Below are 22,019 nucleotides of genomic sequence, written 5' to 3'. Positions count from 1 at the left end.
ACGCCAGCGGCCGGCGTGATCTTCATCCTAGCGCCGAACTTGAACATTGCGACAAGCGATTTTCACGGGCGGACAGCGGAAATGGTCGTACCCGCATCCTGATGTGCATGTAGTGCATAGGCGTCCGCACGAATGTGTTGGCTATCAGAATAAGCGGGGTTTATTCCGTGTCTAAATCGCTCGACAGCTTCAATTGCCGGTCGGTCCTGACCGTTAACGGCAAGGATTATGTCTATTACAGCATCCCCAAGGCCGAAGCGAACGGTCTTACGGGCGTGTCGAAGCTCCCCTATTCCATGAAGGTTCTGCTGGAGAACCTGCTGCGCAACGAAGACGGCCGCTCCGTGACCAAGGCCGATATCGAGGCCGTTGCCGCCTGGCTCGTCAACAAGGGCCTGACCGAAGCCGAAATCGCCTACCGCCCGGCCCGCGTGCTGATGCAGGACTTCACCGGCGTTCCCGCCGTTGTCGACCTTGCCGCCATGCGTGACGGTATCAAGGCTCTCGGCGGCGATCCGGAAAAGATCAACCCGCTGGTTCCCGTCGATCTCGTCATCGACCACTCGGTTATCGTCGATGAGTTCGGCACCCCCCAGGCTTTCGCCAGAAACGTCGAGCTGGAATATCAGCGCAACGGCGAACGTTACCGCTTCCTGAAGTGGGGCCAGCAGGCTTTCAAGAACTTCCGCGTCGTTCCTCCGGGCACCGGCATCTGTCACCAGGTGAATTTCGAATATCTCGGCCAGACCGTCTGGACCAAGGAAGAAGACGGCGAAACCATCGCCTATCCGGATACCTGCGTCGGCACAGACAGCCATACCACGATGATCAATGGCCTCGGCGTTCTGGGCTGGGGCGTGGGCGGTATCGAGGCTGAAGCCGCCATGCTTGGCCAGCCGGTTTCCATGCTGCTGCCGGAAGTCATCGGCTTCAAGCTGACCGGCAAGCTCAAGGAAGGCGTGACCGCCACCGACCTCGTGCTGACCGTGGTGCAGATGCTGCGCAAGAAGGGCGTCGTTTCCAAGTTCGTCGAATTCTTCGGCCCGGGCATGGACAATATGCCGGTCGCAGACCGCGCCACCATCGGCAATATGGGTCCGGAATACGGCGCGACCTGCGGCTTCTTCCCCGTGGACAGCGCCACCATCGGCTATCTCGACATGTCCGGCCGCTCTAAGGACCGCATCGCACTGGTCGAAGCCTATTCCAAGGCGCAGGGCATGTGGCGTGACAATGACGGTTCCGACCTGGTCTTCACCGACACGCTGGAACTCGACCTCGGCGACGTCGTGCCCTCCATGGCCGGCCCGAAGCGTCCGGAAGGCCGCCTGCCGCTGGAAACCATCGCGCCGAACTTCGCCACCGCGCTGGAAAACGACTACAAGAAGCCCGGCCAGCTTGAGACGCGCTACGCTGTCGAAGGCGAAAAGTTTGATCTCGGTCATGGTGATGTCTGCATCGCCGCCATCACCTCCTGCACCAACACCTCGAACCCGAGCGTGCTGATTGCCGCCGGTCTTCTTGCCCGCAACGCCGTTGCCAAGGGCCTGAAGTCCAAGCCCTGGGTTAAGACCTCGCTTGCGCCCGGATCTCAGGTTGTTGGCGAATATCTCGCCAAGTCCGGCCTGCAGACGGATCTCGATGCACTCGGCTTCAACCTCGTCGGTTTCGGCTGCACCACCTGCATCGGCAATTCCGGCCCGCTGCCCGCCCCGATCTCCAAGACCATCAACGACAAGGGTCTGATCACGGCTGGCGTTCTTTCCGGCAACCGTAACTTCGAAGGCCGTATCTCGCCGGACGTTCAGGCCAACTACCTGGCATCCCCGCCGCTCGTCGTTGCCTATGCGCTTGCCGGTACGGTCCAGAAGGACCTGACCAAGGAGCCGCTCGGCGAGGACAAGGACGGCAACCCCGTCTACCTCAAGGACATCTGGCCGACCTCTGCCGAAGTGCAGGAGTTCATCCAGAAATACGTGACCCGCGAACTGTTCGAAACCAAGTATGCGGACGTGTTCAAGGGCGACGAAAACTGGCAGGCCGTGCAGGTGCCGGAAGGCCAGACCTATGCCTGGGACGACAAGTCCACCTATGTCCAGAACCCGCCCTACTTCGTCGGCATGGCAAAGCAGGCCGGCAAGGGCGTGGACAACATTGTCAATGCCCGCGTTCTCGGCTTGTTCGGCGACAAGATCACCACCGACCATATTTCTCCGGCCGGTTCGATCAAGGCGCAGTCCCCGGCTGGCGCCTATCTCATGGGCAATGGCGTGCAGGTGGCCGACTTCAACCAGTACGGCACGCGCCGTGGCAACCATGAAGTGATGATGCGCGGCACCTTCGCCAATATCCGCATCCGTAACCACATGCTCGGCCCGAACGGCAAGGAAGGTGGCTACACCATCCACTATCCGTCGAAGGAAGAGATGTCGATCTACGACGCCGCCATGAAGTACAAGGCAGAGGGCGTTCCGCTGGTCATCTTTGCAGGCGTGGAATACGGCAACGGTTCCTCGCGTGACTGGGCTGCCAAGGGCACCAACCTGCTCGGCGTGCGCGCCGTGATCGCCCAGTCCTTCGAGCGTATCCACCGTTCGAACCTGGTCGGCATGGGCGTCATTCCCTTCGTGTTCGAGGAAGGCACCACCTGGGCCTCGCTCAACCTCAAGGGCGACGAGACGGTGACGATCGAAGGTCTCGACGGCGACATCAAGCCGCGCGAGAAGAAGGTGGCCAAGATCACCTATGCGGATGGCTCCGTGAAGGACGTTCCGCTGATCTGCCGCATCGATACGCTGGACGAAGTGACCTACGTCAACAATGGCGGCATCCTGCAGACGGTTCTGCGCGATCTCGCTGCCTGATCTTATTTGCTCTCGAGCCGCCGGGTCTTCCCGGCGGCTTTTTCAAATGATGCTCATTTCACAAAACTGCTGCAGGTTTTAACCGGTCATGCTGTATTCAGCCGCCCCACGGTATGCGTTGTCTCATCGCTTCTGACGCTGCCGTCACTGGATATGCTGTAAATCTCCCGCAAACCTCCGAGCGGACAGCGGGAATCAGGCAGTGACGTCCGCCTCACCCCAACGTGACTTGGCGTTGAAGGCGGCACTGCTTATCTTTTGGGGTAGCAAATGACGGGTCGGCATTCATGGGTTTCAAACAGATTCTGACAGGATTGGTGGCTTACAGCCTCAGCTTCGGGCTTGCCTCGGCGCAGGAAGTTCCGCCTGTGAAGGGCGTTGTGGAGCTTTTTACCTCGCAGGGCTGCAACTCCTGTCCGCCTGCCGACCGCGCTTTTGAAAATCTGGTCGGGCAACCCGGGATCGTGGCGCTGGCCTATCACGTCGATTACTGGAACTATCGTGGCTGGGCCGATACGCTTGGCTCTCCCGGCAACACTGCCCGCCAATATGGCTATGCCCGCAGCTTTGGCCGTAACGGCGTCTACACCCCCCAGGCGGTGGTCAATGGCCGGGTGCAGATGAAGGCGACAGATCCCAATGCCGTTTCCGGCAAGGTTTCGAACCTGATGAGCAGCGGTGACGGTCTCAAGGTGAAGGTGAATGCCGCGCTGAAGGGCGATGAATTGGCCATCAATGTCGGTCCCGGCGAGGGCAAGGCCGATGTGGTGGTGGTCTATTTCAAGCGTCGCAAGGACGTGGACGTGCTGAAGGGCGAAAACAAGGGGCAGCGCTTTACCTATTGGAACAGTGTCACCGATATCCAGTCCGTCGGCATGTGGCACGGCGATCAGGTCTCCCTGACCATTCCAGCCAAGATGATGCGGGATGACTCCAGCGACGGCGTGGCCGTGCTGCTGCAATCCTCCACAGCCAAGGGCGACCCGTCGCAAATTCTGGGTGCAACGACGGTGATGACGTCGGCGGCGGCCAGCAACTGACGCATATTGCGCAACCGCACGTGTGATGGCCTTACGCGCCGGTTCATCTGGGCAAAGCAGTCACCGGTCGTGTCGGCATAATCTTCCGTATCGCGCGCACTCCGATCACGGAGCGCTATGACGCAATTCATCTTTGGCGAAAAACGAGGGAGATTGTGGGTCCGGCCGGAACATTGGGGGGCTGGGGGTAAGGGGTCAATGCGCCAAACCGGACCCTGGCGCTGACGCGCCAACTGAAGACGGCTGCACTCTCGTCTTGAATTAGGGCAGGGATTTGACCGAAATGGGGCGGGTGAAAAAAACCTGTCGGAAACGATACATCCATGTCGCAGTGGCGTTATTGGATGAGGAACAGAACCCCCAAAATGACGGGGTTTCTATTTCGCTTTCCCTCATTCCGAAGGAAAATGGATGAGAGCATAATTCGACCGACGTGAAACGAGAATCGATAAAATTATGCTCCAAAAATAAAATGTGAGAGCCCCGATCTGATTCAATCAGATTGAAAAGCGCTCTACTGCATAATTCCTGAAATCGGAATCGATTTAAGGAATTATGCAGCAGATTTAAAGCGTTACAGCGAACCTTTGTGCGCCATATATGGCGCACGGCGCTGTAACAGGCCTCCAAAACATCGGCTGAGAGATCCGCTGGAACATGCGCGGGAGTGGCGGGTTTGGTCACACACCGCGCAGGCTACGGCCAGCGGTGTTTGTCATTTTCGGAAAGGAAGCCGCCATGAACAACATCATCTGGCTCGTGGGAGCTGTGGTTATCGTCGTTGCCATCCTGTCCTTCTTGGGACTCGCCTGAACGACATCTGTGTTCGGGATCCGCTTTTAGAACGCTTTTCGATCTGATTGAATCAGATCGGTGCTCTCACTCCGGTCGGAATATGCAGCAGATTTAAAGTCTTACAGCGTCCTTTGTGCGTTTGATAAAACGCACGGCGCTGTAAGGGACACCGGACTCCAGATTGAAAGACCGCAATTCATCCATAAAAAACCCGGGGCATCGACCCCGGGCTTTTTATGAATGGCAGGAGAAGACGGATTACGCTGCTTCTTCTTCCTGTGCCTCGTCTTCCTCGATCGTCTTGCCGCGCTTCGGGCCCTTGGCAAGATTAACCTCAACCAGGCGCACAGCCTCGGTTTCGGACATCTTGTTCACAGCTGCGATTTCGCGGGCCATGCGGTCCAGAGCGGCTTCATAAAGCTGACGCTCGGAATAGGACTGCTCCGGCTGATGCTCGGCGCGATAAAGGTCGCGAACAACTTCCGCGATGGAAATGAGGTCGCCGGAATTGATCTTGGCATCATATTCCTGCGCGCGGCGGGACCACATCGTCCGCTTCACGCGTGCCTTGCCCTGAACCACCTTCAACGCGCGATCGACAAAATCGGTCTCGGAAAGCTTGCGCATGCCAATGGTGACAGCCTTGGTCACCGGAACTTTCAGGCGCATTTTGTCTTTTTCGAAGTCAATAACAAAAAGCTCAAGCTTCATGCCCGCGACTTCCTGCTCCTCGATAGCGGTGATCGTGCCGACACCATGGGCCGGATAGACGATCGCTTCGCCCGTCTTGAAGCCCTGGCGCGTTGAGGATTTCTTCTGCTGGGTCGTCATTCGCTCTAAAAACTCCCTGTTACAATATCGGCAACAGCCGATCCCGGGCCCGGAGGGCCCGGATGAGACGGGGGAACCGTCGGGTGACTTCACGCTGCTGATCCAGCCGCGACATTTACAAAAAAATCCATTGCATCGGCGACCCACCCCCGTGGATAGAATGTCACAGATTTCGAGCGCTTGGATTTTTGGCTTTCGTGGCAGGTTTGGACACAAGTGTGCCCGCACGGTGGAACAGTTCTTGATGCCTACCACAAAAAAGTGAGGAAATCAATATTTTACTGTTTCACTGTCCCTTGACGGAAGGGGCCTCCAAGCATAACCGCTGCCTGATGACTGCTTCGTTCCTGCTCTGCGGCTTAGGGCAAAGACAGCGCTAACCTTCTGATAGGACGCTTCTTTTTTGAGGTAATGGCTTGCTCATCGTGCGGATTGCCCTGCCGTGCGACCGGGGGAAAATGCCGCTTTTCAGCCCCAATAATTTTGCATGGCTGTTTTCACAAAAACGAGAAAAGGGATGAACACCGGTTCTGGCCGGATCATCATCCCTTCGCATCGAAGAATTTGCTGCTTAGCTCAGTCGCCAGCGCCGGGTTTGGGTGAGAAATACTGCTCGAACTTGCCTTCTACCCCGTCCATTTCCTTTGCCTCGGGCAGAGGGTCACGCTTGACAGTAATATTGGGCCAGACCTGCGAATATTCCGCATTGATCTTCAACCACTTGTCCAGGCCCGGTTCGGTATCCGGCTTGATGGCTTCGGCGGGACATTCCGGTTCGCAAACACCGCAATCAATGCATTCATCGGGGTTGATGACGAGGAAGTTCTCGCCTTCATAGAAGCAGTCTACCGGACAAACTTCGACGCAGTCGGTATATTTGCAGCGTACGCAATTGTCGGTCACGATATACGTCATGCGGCACTCCAGAAGGTCTGCGAGGGCTGAAACCCTGATCCCGCGGAAGACGGAGGAAGGAAGGCGGGCGGCGGCGGGATCGCCACCCTTATCCACAGGCCAGTCAGCTACTGCTTTCCGGCGGCTTTAGCAAGAATAAAACATTCCGCTTTTTGCCGTTCGAAGGTCAATTTTTCCGGGAGGCATCCGGACAGCGCTTGAAACACCCAAACACTGAAACGCCATCCGCTGATCAGTCGTCACTGTCGAGAAGCCGGTCGAGCTGCCGCCGTTCCCGTTTGGTCGGGCGGCCGCTGCCCGGCAGGCGTTGTGCCTGTTCGAGAGCGGTCAGCGGCGGCCGTTCAGTTTCGGGTGGTGTCAGATCCTCATAGAGAAGTCTTGCCTCCTCATAGGGGCCGCGCCTTGAGCCCGGTCCCAGAACCTTGAGGATCAAATCCCGCCGGGGCAGTGCGATCTCGAGACGATCCCCCAGACGCACCACGGCGCTCGGCTGTTTCACCACCTTGCCATTGATCTGAACCAGACCCGACTGGATTTGTTCCTGGGCAAGGGTGCGAGACTTCGAGATGCGCGCGAAGAACAGCCATTTGTCAATCCGTTGCGGGCTGGACAGAGGCTGGTCTTCGGCCATGGTCTACTTCTTCATCTGCTCTTTCAAAGCGGCGAGCTTGGCGAAGGGCGAATCCGGATCCAACGGCTTTTCCTTGCGCGGCGGCTTGGCTTCAAAGCGTTGCGCCTGCTGGGGACGGTTGTCGCGATCCTGACGCGGGCCGCGATCGCCGCGTTCCCCACGATGGGCCTGCTTGTCGCGGTTGCCGTCCCGGTCACGCGGCTTGCCGCCCTGACCATCACGGCGCTGTTCCTGACGGCCTCCGTCTGCGCGACCGCCTTCCTGACGGTTTTCGCCCCGGCCTTCCCGCTGGCGGTCCTGACCGCCGCGTTGACCATCACGCTGGCCACCATGGCGGCGCTCGCCCTGCGGACGGCCACCCTGGCGCTGCTGCTGGTCATTGCGTCCGCCCGGACGCCACAGAAGGACCGGCTTGGGCTCTACCGGCGCTTCCGGCTGGGCAACGAGAGCGCTGGCGTCGGCACCAGCCGGCGCCTCCGTTTCGGTCTCAGCCGTTGCTGCCGCTGGAGCGGGTTCGCTGCTGGTTTCGGTTTCGGATGCTGCATCGGCATCGTCGTGATCGGACTTTTCCTCACCGGCATCGCTGGCGGCAGCCTCGGATGCCGGAGCGTTCGCGCCGTCCTGGGCCGCCAGATGCGCCTGGGCTTCTTCCGGCTTCACCGCATCGGCGCGGTAGCCAAGACCCTTGAGGATTTCCTCCATGTCATCCGGCGTTGCGCCGAGAATAGAGAGCATGGCGGTGGTGGTGGTGAAACGGCGGCCATCATAAGCGCCTTCCGGGCGGGCACCGCTGCCCGGCTTCCACTGCAGCAGCGGACGGATGATATCCGCCAGACGCTCCAGAATATCGATGCGGACGGCGCGCTTGCCGAGGAAGCGGAAACCGGCCAGCTTATAAAAATTGCGGTCGACGCCCGGATCGGTGACGACGGAGGTGCGGCCTGCGGCGAGGATGGGAATGAGATCGCCATAGCCCGGCTTGTCCATGCCGTCATTCTTCAGCGCCCAGAGCAGGGTGATGAGCTCGGCGGGCGCCGGCTTCAGCAGCGCGGGCATGAAGATGTGATAGGCGCCGAAACGAACGCCATAGCGCCGCATGGAGGCACGGCCATCCTGGTCTAGCGATTTCACGTCTTCCGAGACGTCACGGCGGAAGAGAACGCCCAGATTTTCCACCAGCTGGAAGGCGAGGCCCTTGGCGAGGCCCTGAAGGTCCTCCGCACGGGAAAGATCGTCCAGCGGTTTCAAGACGGTGACGATATGGTGGTTCACGAAACGCTCGATGCGGGCGACGACATGATCGCGGGCATTGCCGGTGAGCTGTTCGTCGGCCAGCAGGATCACGCGCGGGCGCATGATGTGGTCGGAACCCGAAAGCCGGGCCACCGGTTCGCCCAGCCAGCGCACATAGCCATCCGCGCCCAGCGCCAGATCGCCGTTGCCGGAGGCGTGCAGCCGGGCCGCCCGGGCCTCGAACTCCAGCCCCAGTGCCTTGTGCGCCGCAGCCTGCACGGCCTTGGCGTCCGGGCCTTCCATGCCGGCCACCGGCGAGAACCGGAATCCGGAAAGTTGCCCCATGTGATGTCCTTCAACGAAGACGTCACCGTTCACACTGATTTCTGCTTCCAGCATCGCATTCTCTCTCAAGCGCTTCATGAGCACAGATGTCCTGCGATCAACAAAGCGTTTCGTCAACCTTTCATGTAACGCGTCGGACAGTCGGTCCTCGATTTCACGCGTCTTTTCTTGCCAGTGTGTCGGATCGGCAAGCCAGCCCGGCCGGTTCGACACATACGTCCAAGTTCTGATTTGCGCAATGCGTGCCGAGAGCGTGTCGATCTCTCCATCCGTCCTGTCGGCTCTGCGAACCTGTTCGGCGAGGAAATCCTCCTTCACCGCGCCATGTCTGGCAAGATCGGAAAACAACGTAAGAATGAGATCGGCATGCTGGGCCGGCGTGATGCGGCGGTAATCGGGTAGCGCGCAGGCATCCCACAGCAGCGAGACCCGCTGCGGCGACCTCGCAAGGTCCTGCACTTCCGGATAACGGGCGAGTTGCTCCAGTGCCTGCTGGTCCACGGCGGGCAGGGCGCGCGCCAGACCCGGCACGCGCGGTGGGGCATCCAGACTGCGCTGCAGATTGGCAATCGAGGAGAAATCGAAATCGGCGGTGCGCCATTGCAGCACTTTCACCGGATCGAATTCGTGATTTTGCAGCCTGTCCACCAGTTCGGGCTCGAAAGGATCGACCCGGCCCGTGACGCCGAACGTGCCATCCTTCAGATGACGCCCGGCGCGCCCGGCAATCTGGCCGAGTTCTCCAGGGTTGAGATTGCGGAATTGATAGCCGTCGAATTTCCGGTCCTGGGCGAAGGCGACGTGATCGACATCGAGGTTGAGCCCCATGCCGATGGCGTCAGTCGCCACCAGATATTCCACGTCACCGGACTGATAGAGGCCGACCTGCGCATTGCGGGTGCGGGGGCTGAGCGCGCCCAGAACCACGGCGGCTCCGCCACGCTGGCGGCGAATGAGTTCGGCAATGGCATAGACCTCGTCGGCGGAAAAGGCGACGATGGCGGTGCGCTGCGGCAGGCGCGTGATTTTCTTCTGCCCGGCATAGAAGAGATGCGACAGCCGCGGCCGCTCCACCACGGTGATGCCCGGCAGCAACTGCGTGAGGATCGGCTTCATGGTCGCGGAGCCGAGAAGCAGGGTCTCGTCGCGACCGCGCAGGTTCAGCAGACGGTCCGTGAAAATATGGCCCCGCTCCAGATCGCCTGCAAGCTGGATTTCATCGATGGCGACGAAGGCAGACTTGGTTTCACGCGGCATGGCCTCCACGGTGCAGACCGAATAGCGCGCATTGGGCGGCGCGATCTTTTCCTCGCCGGTCACCAGCGCCACATGCTGCGCCCCCACCCGTTCCACCAGCCGCGTGTAGACCTCGCGCGCCAGCAGCCTCAGCGGCAGGCCGATGATGCCGGAGCCGTGGGCCACCATGCGCTCTATGGCATAATGCGTCTTGCCCGTATTGGTCGGCCCCAGTACGGCCACCACACCGCGGCCGCTCAGGATCATGGGATGCGCAGTCAAATCAGCACTCCGGACGGCATGTGCGGCGCAGTGTGGGACACACCGCGCCGCCGGTTCGTGAAGCAGGGATGGACGCCGGGGAGCATTCCAACAAAACCTGCCTGCTCAAGCATGTTCCGGAAAACCAAAAGGGTTTCGGTCGGAAATGCATAAAACAAGATCAGGAGCATCGCGGTGTTTCGGTGAAACCTCCGGATCCTCCAGGCAAAACGGCAAAGGGCAATACCCTCCGCCGCCACACATGGAGAGCCTGCGCGACAAAGGCAAGCAAAGAATCACCGCGCGGTTCATTTTCTGCCCGTGCCGGTGGAAAACACAATCTTGGGGCGTGGTCTTCTTCCGTCTCTCAAACCAGTGGGAACGGGGGAGGAACGAAAGGCGGACGAATCACTGACTCTGCCTGATTCAGCTTTTGTTCACCGCCAGATATGGGGGCGCTTCGAGGCGAAAACCTACTGCATAATTCCTTAAATCGGAATCGATTTAAGGTGAAAATTATGCAGCAGATTTAAAGTGTTACAGCGTCCTTTGTGCGTTTGATAAAACGCACGGCGCTGTAATGGATTGAATCGCTTGCACAACCGCCCGGGCGATGGAACCGAGCCTTTCGCCGGGCAGCAAGGGAACAAAAAACCGGGCGCAGCATTATGAGCCTCGAAGATGCCGCTTTTTGCAGCACCGTTTCAAAAGGAGGGAGGGCAGCCATGCTCAGCACTATTCTTCTCGTCATTCTTATTCTGCTGCTGATCGGCGCCCTGCCGAATTGGGGCTACAGCCGCAGCTGGGGTTACGGTCCGTCCGGTGGTCTCGGCCTCGTGGTTCTTATCATCATCATCTTGCTGCTGATGGGCCGAATTTAAGCCCACTGCTTTTCGGGAGAAAGGGAAACAGTCATGAAAATGAAAGCTGTTGCGGTCGCATTGATCCTGCCGCTCGTCGCATCCTGCACCGCAACGGAACGCGGTGCATCCATCGGTGCCGCCTCCGGTGCGGTCATTGGTGGCGTTGCTACCAATTCGTGGGGCGGAGCGGCCGTCGGCGCCGTGGGCGGCGGCGTGGTTGGCGCGCTCATCGGCCGCTCGACCGAGCGTCGCGGCTACTGCATCTATCGCGACCGTTATGGGCACCGCTACGAGGCGCGTTGCCGCTGATCAGATTGAAGCGCCGGCGAAAGCCGGCGTTTCTTTTTTTGGGGGGCGTTTTCAGACGAAGAACTGGCCGCCATTGGCGGAGATCGTCGAGCCGGTGATGAAGCCTGCCTGATCGGAGGCCAGGAAGACGACGATCCGGGCAATTTCCTCCGGCTCGCCGAGGCGGCCTACCGGGATCTGCGGCAGGATGCGTTCGTTCAGCACTTTTTCCGGAATGGCGCGCACCATTTCCGTCGCGATATAGCCGGGGCAGATGGCATTGACGGTGATGTTCTTGGCAGCCCCTTCCTGGGCAAGCGCCTTGGTGAAGCCCAGATCGCCCGCCTTGGCTGCGGAATAGTTCACCTGTCCCATCTGGCCCTTCTGGCCGTTGATCGAAGAGATGTTGATGACCCGGCCAAAACTGCGGTCGCGCATGCCGCTCCACAGCGGATGCGTCATGTTGAACAGGCCGGAAAGATTGGTGGAAATGACCTCGCCCCACTGCTCAGGCGTCATCTTGTGGAACATGGCGTCCCGGGTGATCCCGGCATTGTTGACAAGAATGTCCACGGGGCCAAGAGCGGCCTCGACCTGGGCGATCCCTTCAACGCAGGCTGTGTAGGAAGAAACGTCCCATTTGAAGACGGGGATGCCAGTCACGGCCTCGAAGGCCTTTGCCTTCTCGTCATTGCCCGCGTAGTTTGCGGCCACCTTGTAGCCATTGTCTTTCAAGGCGATCGCAATTGCCGCGCCAATGCCGCGCGTACCGCCGGTTACCAATGCCACCCTGCTCATGCCGTTTCCTCTCTGTCTTTTTGCTTGCGCCGATTCCCTGGAACATTTCAGTGTTTCACGGAAACGCTGAAATGTTCTAACTCTTTGTTTTTACGCATTTCCGGACGGAAAACCGGTTCCCACTTTTCCTGGAAATGCTCTCCTGCATAATTCCTTAAATCGGAATCGATTTAAGGATAAAATTATGCAGCAGATTTAAAGTGCTACAGCGAACCTTTGTGCGCCAAATATGGCGCACGGCGCTGTAGTGCCGCATGGCAATATCATCCTGTGCGCCCCGGTGAGGGGCGCTCAAATCTCTTCAAATAAGCTCAGGCTGAACGGCTCAGAACGCCTCAAGGCACATGGCAACGCCCATGCCGCCGCCGATGCAGAGCGTTGCCAGGCCCTTCTTGGCCCCCCGGCGGCGCATTTCGAACAGCAGCGTGTTGAGAATGCGCGCGCCCGATGCGCCGACCGGATGGCCGATGGCAATCGCGCCGCCATTGACGTTGACGATCGAGGTATCCCAGCCAAGGTCCTTATTGACCGCGCAAGCCTGGGCGGCAAAGGCCTCGTTGGCCTCCACGAGATCGAGATCGGAAACCTTCCAGCCAGCCTTTTCCAACGCCTTGCGCGAGGCCGGGATCGGGCCGGTGCCCATGATCTTCGGATCGACACCGGCGGTTGCCCAGGAGGCGATGCGCGCCAGCGGGCGAATGCCGCGGCGGGAGGCTTCCTGCTCGGTCATCAGCAAGGCGGCGGCGGCACCGTCATTGATGCCGGATGCGTTGCCGGCCGTGACCGTGCCTTCCTTGTCGAAAGCGGGCTTCAGCTTCGTCATGCTGTCGAGTGTGGCGCCGGCGCGGATATATTCATCCGCCTCGACGATGACATCGCCCTTGCGCCCTGGCACGGTGACGGGAACGATCTCGTCCTTGAAACGGCCAGCCACCTGGGCGGCCTCGGCCTTGTTCTGCGAGGCGACGGCGAAGGCGTCCTGCTCCTCGCGGCTCAACTGCCACTGGCGGGCCACGTTTTCAGCGGTAATGCCCATGTGATAGCCGTAGAAAGCATCCGTCAGGCCATCCTTGATCATCGTGTCGATCATCTTCATGTCGCCCATCTTGGTGCCGGAGCGAAGATGCGCGCAATGCGGCGCCATGGACATGGATTCCTGGCCGCCCGCCACAATGATCGAAGCATCGCCGGAGACGATCTGCTGCATGCCGAGCGCCACGGCGCGCAGGCCGGAACCGCAGAGCTGGTTCATGCCCCAGGCCGTCTTTTCCTGCGGGATACCGGCAGCCATGGCAGCCTGGCGTGCCGGGTTCTGGCCCTCGCCAGCCGTCAGGATCTGTCCCAGAATGACTTCATCGACTTCGGCAGCCTCGACGCCTGCCCGCTCCAGCACGCCCTTGATGGCGACGGCGCCCAGCTTGTGGGCAGGAACGGTGGCGAAGGCGCCGTTGAAGGATCCCACTGCCGTGCGCGCAGCACTGGCGATGACGATGGACGGCGTGGACATGAGTGTCTCCTCGATTTGCTTCCTCGGCAGGGAGACTGGCAAAGCTTTGGTGAGAAGTCAAACGGGATTGGTGAGGATATTGCCTGTTATGGTTGTATTTTCAACAGCTTCAAAAAAGCCTGAACGGGGCTGCCGCAATGCACAAAGACATTGTCTTTTCTATAAGTTTGCGGATAGAGTTGTGCCGGGATGAGCAATAAAAACGACAATTTCTGGGTCAGGAGACTAAAATGGCAAAAGCTGATGGCGAAATCATCATCAAGAAATATGCCAATCGCCGCCTCTATAACACCGGAACCAGCACTTATGTGACGCTGGACGATCTGGCGAAGATGGTGAAGCGCGGCGAAGATTTCGTCGTGCAGGATGCCAAGAGCGGGGAAGATATTACCCATTCCGTTCTGACACAGATCATTTTCGAACAGGAAGCCAAGACCAGCAACACATTGCTGCCGATTTCCTTCCTGCGGCAGTTGATCGGCTATTATGGCGATCAGATGCAGATGGTCGTGCCGAGCTTTCTCGAGCATTCCATGAAGGCGTTCAACGAGCAGCAGTCGCAGATGCGCGAGCAGATGACCAAAGCCTTCGGCGATAATCCGCTGGCGAAGAATTTCCAGGCGCCGATGCAGCTCATGGAAGAGCAGGTCAAGCGCAACACGGAAATGTTCCAGCAGGCGATGCAGATGTTTTCGCCCTTCATGAAGCCAGCCCAGCCGAAGGAAACGAAAAAGCCGGAAGCCAGCGATATCGATGAGCTGAAGGAACAGCTGCGCAATCTTCAAAACAAGCTGGACAAGCTTTGATCCTGAAGTGTTTCCGGGAAAACCGGTTCCGATTTAAGGAATTATGCAGTAGCGCATCCGGACCATCATAACCGGATGCGCCTATGCTTGACCGTCAGATCGATTGTCCGGCGAGCAGTTTCGGCCCGCTTTTGACTGCCGTTCCCGCGGCCTCTGAAATAAAGTAGGTTTTGAGCTTGGGCAGCCGGTCCACAAGGCCCAGGCCGAAATCGCGGGCAATGCGCAGCGGGGCATTGTCATTGGAAAACAGCCGGTTCAAAACGTCGGTCGTGACCCCCATGCGGAAGGTGTCGAAGCGCCGCCAGGTCTGGTAGCGCTCCAGCACGCCGAGATCGCCGATATCGAGCCCCAGCCGGTCGGCATCGACAATGGTTTCGGCAAGAGCTGCCACATCCTTGAAGCCGAGATTGAGACCCTGGCCGGAAATCGGGTGAATGCCATGGGCGGCATCGCCCGCCAGCGCCAGCCGGGGCGCCACGAAAGCGCGCGCCAGCGTCAGGCCCAGCGGAAAGGCGCGGCGGTCGCCGATGGTGCGCAACGCTCCCAGCTTGTGGCCAAAGCGGCGTTCCAACTCGTCCTCGAACACCAGATCGTCGGCAGCAACCAGCCGGTCGGCATCCTCCGTACGCTCCGTCCACACCAGAGACGAGCGATTGCCGGTGAGCGGCAGGATGGCGAAGGGACCTGCGGGCAGGAAATGCTCCTCCGCCACGCCCTCATGCGGGCGCTCATGTTCGACCGTTGTGACGATGCCGGACTGGCCATAGGCCCAGGTGACCGTCTTGATGCCCGCCATCTGGCGGAGGGCCGAGCGCACGCCGTCACAGGCAACGATCAGGCGTGCAGTGTGGGTGGAGCCATCGGAAAGGGTCAGTTGCGCTTCGCCCGGCCTCGCCTCGAAGCCGGTGGCCTTGACGCCGTTCAGAATGGTGATGCCCGCTTTTTCGGCAGCGGCCAGCAGGGCGCCGACCATGGCGACGTTCGGCACCATATAGGCAAAGGGCCGGCCTTCCTCCACCGTACCGTCGAAGGTAAGGAAGACGGGGCGCACCGGATCGCCGGTGCGGGAATCGGTGACGATCATCTTGCGGATCGGCTGCGACTGCGGTTCGATCTCCTGCCAGACGCCAAAGACATCGAGCATGCGCGTGGCGGCGGCAATGATGGCGGAGGCGCGCGGATCCTTCTGCCATTGACCGGCGGGTGCGGCTTCGATGACCCGGACATCCAGATGTGGAGCCGCCTGCTTGACCGCCAGCGCGGCAGCAAGGCCGACATATCCGCCACCCACCACAATCATGTCCGCCATAGCCTGCTCCTTTAACTTGTGTCTTGCGTCTCCTCCTATATAGATCAGGGTTCGTGCAGTTCCTACCCATCGGAGTGAGACCAGAATGCCGCAGACCGCCTCCAGTCCCGCCATGGACCAGTTGATCGCGACGCTCGACCTGGAGGTGCTGGAAGTGAACCTGTTTCGCGGCACCAGCCCGCAGGTGGGCTGGCAACGGGTGTTTGGGGGGCAGGTCATTGCCCAGGCCCTGGTTGCGGCGCAGCGCACGGTGGAAGGCGAGCGCTATGTGCATTCGTTGCACGCCTATTTCATGCGGCCGGGCGACCCCGCCGTGCCGATCGTCTATCAGGTGGAGCGCATCCGCGATGGTGCAAGCTTTGCCACACGCCGGGTGCTTGCCATCCAGCATGGCAAAGCAATCTTCTCCATGTCCGCCTCCTTCCAGGATGAGGAGGAGGGCTTCGATCATCAGGTGGAGATGCCGAAGGTCGCGGCCCCCGAAGACCTGATGGGCGAGAAGGAATTTCGCGAGCTTTTCCTGGGCCAGGCGCCGGAGAGCGTGCGCAAATATTGGGGCCGGGAGCGGCCGGTGGAGTTTCGGCCTACCTCGCTCGTGCATTATCTGAGCCGGGAAAAACTGAAGCCCGAGGCCAATATCTGGGTGCGGATGACCGGTGCCGTTCCGGATGACCGGCGCATCCAGGCGGCCATGCTCGCCTATCTCTCCGACATGACGCTGCTCGACACCTCGCTTTATGCCCATGGCATGTCGATCTTCGACCAGACGCTACAGGTGGCGAGTCTTGACCACGCCATGTGGTTTCACCGGCCCTGCCGGATGGATGACTGGATGCTCTATACGCAGGACAGTCCCAGCGCCTCGGGTGCCCGCGGCATGACCCGTGGCAGCATTTATAGCCGTTCGGGAGAGCTCATCGCCTCCGTGGCGCAGGAAGGGCTGATTCGCAAAAAGGCAAATGTCTAATTTCTAGGCAATTTTTTGCAATTGCACAAAAAACGAAAGCCCATTGCACAATCATTTGCCTTTTTATTGGCGCTTTCTGGCTTTGCCTTTACTTTTCAATAAGTTAAGGACCATCTTCAATCTGGCACACACTTTGAATGTAGGAAGGCGGTTGCCTCCTGCTTCAGCGGGGCGGCAAGGAGAGTCGGCGCCACGCCGAGGATAAAACCAGAGGATGGGAAACCAGATGAAGATTGTGATGGCCATCATCAAGCCGTTCAAGCTGGACGAGGTGCGTGAAGCCCTCACGGCTGTCGGTATCCAGGGCCTGACCGTCACCGAGGTGAAGGGCTACGGTCGTCAGAAAGGGCATACGGAAATCTATCGCGGCACGGAATATGCCGTCAGCTTCCTGCCGAAGCTGAAGATCGAGATCGCTGTGCCTTCCGATGTCGTCGAAAAGGCTGTGGAAGCCATCGCCTCGGCGGCCAAGACCGGCCAGATCGGCGACGGCAAGATTTTCGTCTACTCGATCGACCACGCGGTGCGCATCCGTACCGGCGAAACCAACACCGAAGCCTTGTAAGACAGCGCCCAGGGGAGTTCTTTCACATGCAGTTTTCAACACTTACATCGCATGCCCGGCGTCTGGGTCTTGCCTCTGCGGCGCTTCTCGCGCCCGCCATCGCCTTCGCGCAGGATGCCGCCGCTGCCGCCCCCGTGCCGGACAAGGGCGACACCACCTTCATGTTCATTTCCACCATTCTCGTGCTGTTCATGGCGGTTCCGGGCCTCGGCCTGTTCTATGGCGGCCTGGTGCGCGCCAAGAACATGCTTTCCGTGCTGATGCAGTGCACGGTCGTGGCGGCTTCTGTCATGATCATCTGGGTTCTCTACGGCTATTCCTTCGCCTTCGGCGGTTCGGAAAGCCCGTTCTTCGGCGGCTTCGCCAAGATGTTCCTGGCGGGTGTCACCAAGGATTCGACGGCTGCCACCTTCACCAAGGGCGTTGTCATTCCGGAATACATCTTCATGCTGTTCCAGATGACCTTCGCCGCCATCACGCCGGCCCTGATCCTCGGCGCCTTCGCCGAGCGCATCAAGTTCTCCGCCGCCGTGCTCTTCTGCATTCTCTGGGTCACGGTCGTCTATTTCCCGGTCGCGCACATGGTCTGGGATGCCAAGGGCTACCTCTTTGGCCTCGGCGCGCTTGACTTCGCCGGTGGTACGGTCGTTCACATCAATGCCGGTGTTTCGGGCCTTATCGGCGCGATCATGGTCGGCAAGCGCACCGGCTACGGCAAGGACATGATGGCCCCGCACTCGATGACGCTGACCTATGTCGGCGCCGCCATGCTGTGGTTCGGCTGGTTCGGTTTCAACGCAGGCTCCAACCTCGAAGCCTCCAGCGGCGCCATGCTGGCCACCGTCAACACCTTCGTCGCCACGGCTGCTGCAACGCTCTCCTGGTGCGTGGTTGAAGCCTTTACCCGCGGCAAGTCCTCCATGCTCGGCGCTGCCTCCGGCATGATCGCCGGCCTCGTTGCCGTGACCCCGGCTGCCGGTATCGTCGGCCCGATGGGCGCCATCGTTCTCGGCGTCGTCGTCTCGCCGCTCTGCTACTTCTTCGTCTCCGTGGTGAAGAACAAGTTCGGCTATGACGACACGGCGGACGTCTTCGGCGTGCACGGCGTCGGCGGCATGTTCGGCGCTATCGCTACCGGCATCTTCGCCAGCGCCAGCCTCGGTGGCGTCGGCTATGCTGAAGGCCAGACCATGGCGGGTCAGGTCATGGTGCAGATCCAGGCCGTCGTCATCACCATCCTGTGGACGGGTATAGGTTCCGCCATCCTCTACAAGATCGTCGACGTGATCGTTGGTCTGCGCGTGCCGGTGGAAGCCGAACGCGAAGGTCTCGACCTCGCCTCTCACGGCGAAGCTGCTTACCACTCGTAAGTACGTCTCACCGCCTTATGGAATCAAGGAAGGCCCGGCATCGCCCGGGCCTTTCGTGCATTTTGGGGTGACGGCAGAGCAATTTGGTGGTAAGGGCCTGCCAAACATGCGCCGTGGGTTGATTGGCCTGCGGAGATTTTTTCTTTGAAAGACAATGCGGGATGACGCCTCTACAGCGCCGTGCGTTTTATCAAACGCACAAAGGACGCTGTAACACTTTAAATCTGCTGCATAATTCCTTAAATCGATTCCGATTTAAGGAATTATGCAGTAAAACCTTCGGGTGGAGTTGGGGATGCGCCCCTTTGTTTCCGATGAGGCAGGGTTGCCATGGAAATTGTCATCGATCGCGCCAAGAGCGCCCGTCCGCCGCTTGCTGCGCAAAGCGAAAAGCCGACCTTGATCGGCGCAACCCGTGAGGAAATGGGCGATATGCTGCGCGGCATCGGCGTTGCCGACAAGCAGATCAAGATGCGTGTCGCCCAGATCTGGAACTGGATCTATGTGCGCGGCGTCTCCGATTTCGATCAGATGACCAATGTCGCCAAGGACATGCGCGAAAAGCTGAAGGCGGCTTTCACCATCCAGCGGCCGGACATCGTTGAGGAGCAGGTCTCCAATGACGGCACCCGCAAATGGCTGTTGCGCTATCCTTCCCGCGGCGCGGGCCGTCCGGTGGAGGTGGAATGCGTCTATATCCCGGAAGAGGGGCGCGGCACGCTGTGCATTTCCAGCCAGGTCGGCTGCACGCTCACCTGTTCCTTCTGTCATACCGGCACGCAAAAGCTGGTGCGCAATCTGACGGCAGAGGAAATTCTTTCGCAATTGCTGCTGGCTCGTGACCGGCTCGGCGATTTTCCGGATCGCGACGCGCCGGTGGGCGCCATGGTGCCTGCGGAAGGCCGCAAGATCACCAATATCGTCATGATGGGCATGGGCGAGCCGCTCTATAATTTTGAAAACGTCAAGAAGGCGCTGTTGATCGCCTCCGATGGCGATGGCCTGTCGCTCTCCAAGCGCCGTATCACGCTCTCCACCTCCGGCGTCGTGCCGGAAATCTACCGTACGGGCGAGGAGATCGGCGTCATGCTGGCGATCTCGCTGCATGCCGTGCGCGACGAATTGCGCGACATGCTGGTGCCGGTGAACAAGAAATATCCGCTGAAGGAGCTGCTGGATGCCTGCCGCGCCTATCCGGGCCTGTCCAATGCACGGCGCATCACCTTCGAATATGTGATGCTGAAGGGTGTCAATGACAGTCTGGAAGACGCCAAGCTGCTGACGCAGTTGCTGAAGGGCATTCCGGCCAAGATCAACCTCATCCCCTTCAATCCCTGGCCCGGCACCAATTACCAGTGTTCGGACTGGGACCAGATCGCCAAGTTTGCCGATTTCATCAATGCCGCAGGCTATGCCTCGCCGATCCGCACGCCGCGTGGCCGCGATATTCTTGCCGCCTGCGGTCAGCTCAAGTCGGAATCGGAGCGGATGCGCAAAACCGAACGTCTGGCTTTCGAGGCGATGATGATCGTCGGCCATGGCGAGGACGACTGAGACAAACAGTTCTTTATCCCTGCCTCATCCCTGCCTCTCGGGCAAAAAAGGCCGGATTGCCTTGACTCCCGGAGGCAAATGCGCTTTAAGCGCCGCAATTCTGCGACAGGACTGACGTCTTGAGCCGCCGACCGGGACCCGATCAGGTATAAACAGATCCCGGAGGTCAACACCCGACAGCGCGATGCGCCCTCGGGTGCTTTTTGGCTTTGCGTCTTGTTTTTGTCGCTGAAAGACACGAGATTTCAGGCTAACCCCGGAAATCGATGAAGGAAGATGCGATGTTTGAAAACCTCCAGGACCGCCTTGGCTCCATTCTGAATGGACTGACCGGCCGTGGCTCGCTCTCCGAGGCGGATGTTTCGGCGGCGCTGCGTGAGGTTCGCCGTGCGCTGCTGGAAGCCGACGTGGCGCTGGAAGTCGTGCGCTCCTTCACCGATCGTGTGCGCGAAAAGGCGGTGGGCGCGGAAGTTCTGAAATCCATCAAGCCCGGCCAGATGGTCGTGAAGATCGTTCATGACGAGCTGGTGGACATGCTGGGCGCCGAAGGCGTGACCATCGATCTGCATGCGCCGGCCCCGGTCGTCATCATGATGGTCGGTCTTCAGGGTTCGGGTAAAACCACCACCACCGGCAAGATCGCCAAGCGGCTGACGGATCGCGAGCGCAAGAAGGTGCTGATGGCATCGCTCGACACGCGCCGCCCCGCCGCCCAGGAGCAGCTGCGCCAGCTCGGCGTGCAGACGGGCATCGACACGCTGCCGATCATCGCGGGCCAGTCGCCCACGGATATTGCCGGGCGTGCCGTGCAGGCCGCCAAGCTGGGCGGCCATGATGTCGTCATTCTCGACACCGCAGGCCGCACCCATATCGATGAGCCGCTGATGGTCGAGATGGCCGACATCAGAAAAAAGGCCAATCCGCATGAAATCCTGCTGGTCGCCGATGCGCTGACCGGTCAGGATGCCGTCAATCTTGCCCGCGATTTCGACGAGCGTGTCGGCATCACCGGTCTTGTGCTTACCCGTATGGACGGCGATGGCCGTGGCGGTGCCGCGCTGTCCATGCGCGCCGTCACCGGCAAGCCGATCAAGCTGATCGGTGTCGGCGAAAAGATGACGGAGCTGGATGAGTTCCATCCGCGCCGCATTGCCGACCGTATTCTCGGCATGGGCGACATCGTCTCGCTGGTCGAAAAGGCTGCCGAAACCATCGACGCCGAAAAGGCGAAGGCCATGGCCGAGAAGATGGCCAAGGGCAAGTTCGACCTCAACGATCTGGCCGAACAGCTGAAGCAGATGCAGAAGATGGGCGGCATGGGCGGTATCATGAACCTCATGCCCGGCATGGCCGGCATGAAGGACAAGATGGCATCCGCCGGTCTCGATGACCGCATGTTCAAGCGCCAGCTCGCCATCATCTCCTCGATGACCAGGGCCGAGCGCGCCAATCCCGATATTCTCAAGCATTCCCGCAAGAAGCGCATTGCAGCGGGCTCCGGCACCGATGCCGCTGAAATCAACAAGCTTTTGAAAATGCATCGCCAGATGGCCGACATGATGAAAATGATGGGCGGCAAGAAGGGCGGCGGCATGATGAAGCAATTGATGGGCGGTCTTGCCGGCAAGATGGGACTTGGCGGCATGGGTGGCATGCCCGATCTCGGCTCCATGGACCCCAAGCAGTTGGAGGCGCTGGCCAAGCAGGCGGAAGCCGCCGGCATCAAGCCGCCTCCGGGTCTCGGTGGCATGGGGGGCGGTCTTCCCGGCCTGGGTGGTGGAAAACTGCCCGGACTTGGGGGAGGCTTTCCGGGTCTTCCCGGACTGCCGAAAAAGAAGTGA

General features: G+C 59.9%; 17 protein-coding genes. 10 read left to right on the top strand and 7 right to left on the bottom strand.

Features of this window, described 5'->3' with window-relative positions:
- Positions 1 to 167 precede the first annotated feature (167 nt).
- Positions 168 to 2,864 carry an aconitate hydratase AcnA gene (acnA, locus tag QO005_RS15050; protein ID WP_307158865.1) on the top strand — a complete coding sequence of 899 codons (2,697 nt, stop codon included), beginning with the start codon at positions 168 to 170 and terminating at the stop codon, positions 2,862 to 2,864.
- Positions 2,865 to 3,151: 287 nt separating this feature from the next.
- On the top strand, positions 3,152 to 3,904 hold the full coding sequence (locus QO005_RS15045; RefSeq protein WP_307158864.1) for a DUF1223 domain-containing protein: 753 nt from the start codon (positions 3,152 to 3,154) through the stop codon (positions 3,902 to 3,904).
- Positions 3,905 to 4,957: 1,053 nt separating this feature from the next.
- On the opposite strand, the gene QO005_RS15040 is transcribed toward QO005_RS15045, so the two are convergent.
- From QO005_RS15040 to QO005_RS15025, 4 genes are all read right to left on the bottom strand, one after another.
- Positions 4,958 to 5,530, bottom strand: a complete 573-nt coding sequence (locus tag QO005_RS15040) for a CarD family transcriptional regulator (protein ID WP_307158863.1) — start codon at positions 5,528 to 5,530, stop codon at positions 4,958 to 4,960.
- A 576-nt stretch (positions 5,531 to 6,106) separates the two neighbouring features.
- Positions 6,107 to 6,445, bottom strand: a complete 339-nt coding sequence (gene fdxA, locus QO005_RS15035; RefSeq protein WP_307158862.1) for a ferredoxin FdxA — start codon at positions 6,443 to 6,445, stop codon at positions 6,107 to 6,109.
- A gap of 232 nt (positions 6,446 to 6,677) precedes the next feature.
- On the bottom strand, positions 6,678 to 7,076 hold the full coding sequence (locus QO005_RS15030) for an RNA-binding S4 domain-containing protein (RefSeq protein ID WP_307158861.1): 399 nt from the start codon (positions 7,074 to 7,076) through the stop codon (positions 6,678 to 6,680).
- Between the two features lie 3 nt (positions 7,077 to 7,079).
- Entirely contained in the window at positions 7,080 to 10,157 is a 3,078-nt protein-coding gene (locus tag QO005_RS15025; RefSeq protein WP_307158892.1) for a helicase-related protein, read from the bottom strand.
- 719 nt (positions 10,158 to 10,876) lie between these two features.
- Here QO005_RS15025 and QO005_RS15020 point away from each other — a divergent pair.
- Together QO005_RS15020 and QO005_RS15015 are read left to right on the top strand one after the other, a co-directional pair.
- A complete protein-coding gene (locus QO005_RS15020) occupies positions 10,877 to 11,032 on the top strand; it encodes a DUF3309 family protein (protein WP_307158860.1) in 156 nt (51 codons plus the stop codon).
- Positions 11,033 to 11,071: 39 nt separating this feature from the next.
- A complete protein-coding gene (locus tag QO005_RS15015) occupies positions 11,072 to 11,323 on the top strand; it encodes a YMGG-like glycine zipper-containing protein (protein WP_370878085.1) in 252 nt (83 codons plus the stop codon).
- Between the two features lie 51 nt (positions 11,324 to 11,374).
- Here the strand turns inward: QO005_RS15015 and QO005_RS15010 are convergent, their stop codons facing one another.
- Positions 11,375 to 12,100 (bottom strand): beta-ketoacyl-ACP reductase, encoded by a 726-nt coding sequence (locus QO005_RS15010; protein ID WP_307158858.1) that lies wholly within the window; start codon positions 12,098 to 12,100, stop codon positions 11,375 to 11,377.
- 325 nt (positions 12,101 to 12,425) lie between these two features.
- A complete protein-coding gene (locus tag QO005_RS15005; protein WP_307158857.1) occupies positions 12,426 to 13,607 on the bottom strand; it encodes an acetyl-CoA C-acetyltransferase in 1,182 nt (393 codons plus the stop codon).
- A gap of 230 nt (positions 13,608 to 13,837) precedes the next feature.
- Here QO005_RS15005 and phaR point away from each other — a divergent pair, with 230 nt between their 5' ends.
- Entirely contained in the window at positions 13,838 to 14,413 is a 576-nt protein-coding gene (gene phaR / locus QO005_RS15000; RefSeq protein ID WP_307158856.1) for a polyhydroxyalkanoate synthesis repressor PhaR, read from the top strand.
- 94 nt (positions 14,414 to 14,507) lie between these two features.
- Here phaR and QO005_RS14995 read toward each other — a convergent pair whose 3' ends face one another.
- Positions 14,508 to 15,722: a ubiquinone biosynthesis hydroxylase gene (locus QO005_RS14995; protein WP_307158855.1), complete on the bottom strand. Its 1,215-nt coding sequence runs from the start codon at positions 15,720 to 15,722 to the stop codon at positions 14,508 to 14,510.
- An 85-nt stretch (positions 15,723 to 15,807) separates the two neighbouring features.
- On the opposite strand from QO005_RS14995, the gene tesB reads away from it, so the two are divergent.
- From tesB to ffh, 5 genes are all read left to right on the top strand, one after another.
- Positions 15,808 to 16,689 (top strand): acyl-CoA thioesterase II, encoded by an 882-nt coding sequence (tesB, locus tag QO005_RS14990; RefSeq protein ID WP_307158854.1) that lies wholly within the window; start codon positions 15,808 to 15,810, stop codon positions 16,687 to 16,689.
- A 214-nt stretch (positions 16,690 to 16,903) separates the two neighbouring features.
- The gene (locus tag QO005_RS14985; RefSeq protein ID WP_307158853.1) at positions 16,904 to 17,254 is read left to right on the top strand and encodes a P-II family nitrogen regulator; all 351 of its coding nucleotides are present in this window, start codon (positions 16,904 to 16,906) and stop codon (positions 17,252 to 17,254) included.
- A 26-nt stretch (positions 17,255 to 17,280) separates the two neighbouring features.
- Positions 17,281 to 18,624: an ammonium transporter gene (locus QO005_RS14980; protein ID WP_307158852.1), complete on the top strand. Its 1,344-nt coding sequence runs from the start codon at positions 17,281 to 17,283 to the stop codon at positions 18,622 to 18,624.
- Positions 18,625 to 18,954: 330 nt separating this feature from the next.
- Complete coding sequence (gene rlmN / locus QO005_RS14975; RefSeq protein ID WP_307158851.1) at positions 18,955 to 20,178, top strand: dual-specificity RNA methyltransferase RlmN; 1,224 nt, start codon at positions 18,955 to 18,957, stop codon at positions 20,176 to 20,178.
- 281 nt (positions 20,179 to 20,459) lie between these two features.
- Positions 20,460 to 22,019, top strand: a complete 1,560-nt coding sequence (ffh, locus tag QO005_RS14970) for a signal recognition particle protein (RefSeq protein ID WP_307158850.1) — start codon at positions 20,460 to 20,462, stop codon at positions 22,017 to 22,019.

Source organism: Allorhizobium paknamense, from assembly GCF_030815125.1.
Taxonomy (GTDB): Bacteria; Pseudomonadota; Alphaproteobacteria; order Rhizobiales; family Rhizobiaceae; genus Allorhizobium; species Allorhizobium paknamense.
The sequence above is the reverse complement of the archived record's forward strand: the minus strand, read 5'-3'. Positions and strand labels throughout refer to the sequence as shown.

What these genes read in the sequence shown, in the direction of transcription:
- QO005_RS15045 (WP_307158864.1), top strand. Translation starts at nt 3,152, where the DNA reads ATGGGTTTCAAACAGATTCTGACAGGATTGGTGGCTTACAGCCTCAGC.
- QO005_RS15040 (WP_307158863.1), bottom strand. Translation starts at nt 5,530, where the DNA reads ATGACGACCCAGCAGAAGAAATCCTCAACGCGCCAGGGCTTCAAGACG.
- fdxA (WP_307158862.1), bottom strand. Translation starts at nt 6,445, where the DNA reads ATGACGTATATCGTGACCGACAATTGCGTACGCTGCAAATATACCGAC.
- QO005_RS15030 (WP_307158861.1), bottom strand. Translation starts at nt 7,076, where the DNA reads ATGGCCGAAGACCAGCCTCTGTCCAGCCCGCAACGGATTGACAAATGG.
- QO005_RS15025 (WP_307158892.1), bottom strand. Translation starts at nt 10,157, where the DNA reads ATGATCCTGAGCGGCCGCGGTGTGGTGGCCGTACTGGGGCCGACCAAT.
- QO005_RS15020 (WP_307158860.1), top strand. Translation starts at nt 10,877, where the DNA reads ATGCTCAGCACTATTCTTCTCGTCATTCTTATTCTGCTGCTGATCGGC.
- QO005_RS15015 (WP_370878085.1), top strand. Translation starts at nt 11,072, where the DNA reads ATGAAAGCTGTTGCGGTCGCATTGATCCTGCCGCTCGTCGCATCCTGC.
- QO005_RS15010 (WP_307158858.1), bottom strand. Translation starts at nt 12,100, where the DNA reads ATGAGCAGGGTGGCATTGGTAACCGGCGGTACGCGCGGCATTGGCGCG.
- QO005_RS15005 (WP_307158857.1), bottom strand. Translation starts at nt 13,607, where the DNA reads ATGTCCACGCCGTCCATCGTCATCGCCAGTGCTGCGCGCACGGCAGTG.
- phaR (WP_307158856.1), top strand. Translation starts at nt 13,838, where the DNA reads ATGGCAAAAGCTGATGGCGAAATCATCATCAAGAAATATGCCAATCGC.
- QO005_RS14995 (WP_307158855.1), bottom strand. Translation starts at nt 15,722, where the DNA reads ATGGCGGACATGATTGTGGTGGGTGGCGGATATGTCGGCCTTGCTGCC.
- tesB (WP_307158854.1), top strand. Translation starts at nt 15,808, where the DNA reads ATGCCGCAGACCGCCTCCAGTCCCGCCATGGACCAGTTGATCGCGACG.
- QO005_RS14985 (WP_307158853.1), top strand. Translation starts at nt 16,904, where the DNA reads ATGGGAAACCAGATGAAGATTGTGATGGCCATCATCAAGCCGTTCAAG.
- QO005_RS14980 (WP_307158852.1), top strand. Translation starts at nt 17,281, where the DNA reads ATGCAGTTTTCAACACTTACATCGCATGCCCGGCGTCTGGGTCTTGCC.
- rlmN (WP_307158851.1), top strand. Translation starts at nt 18,955, where the DNA reads ATGGAAATTGTCATCGATCGCGCCAAGAGCGCCCGTCCGCCGCTTGCT.
- ffh (WP_307158850.1), top strand. Translation starts at nt 20,460, where the DNA reads ATGTTTGAAAACCTCCAGGACCGCCTTGGCTCCATTCTGAATGGACTG.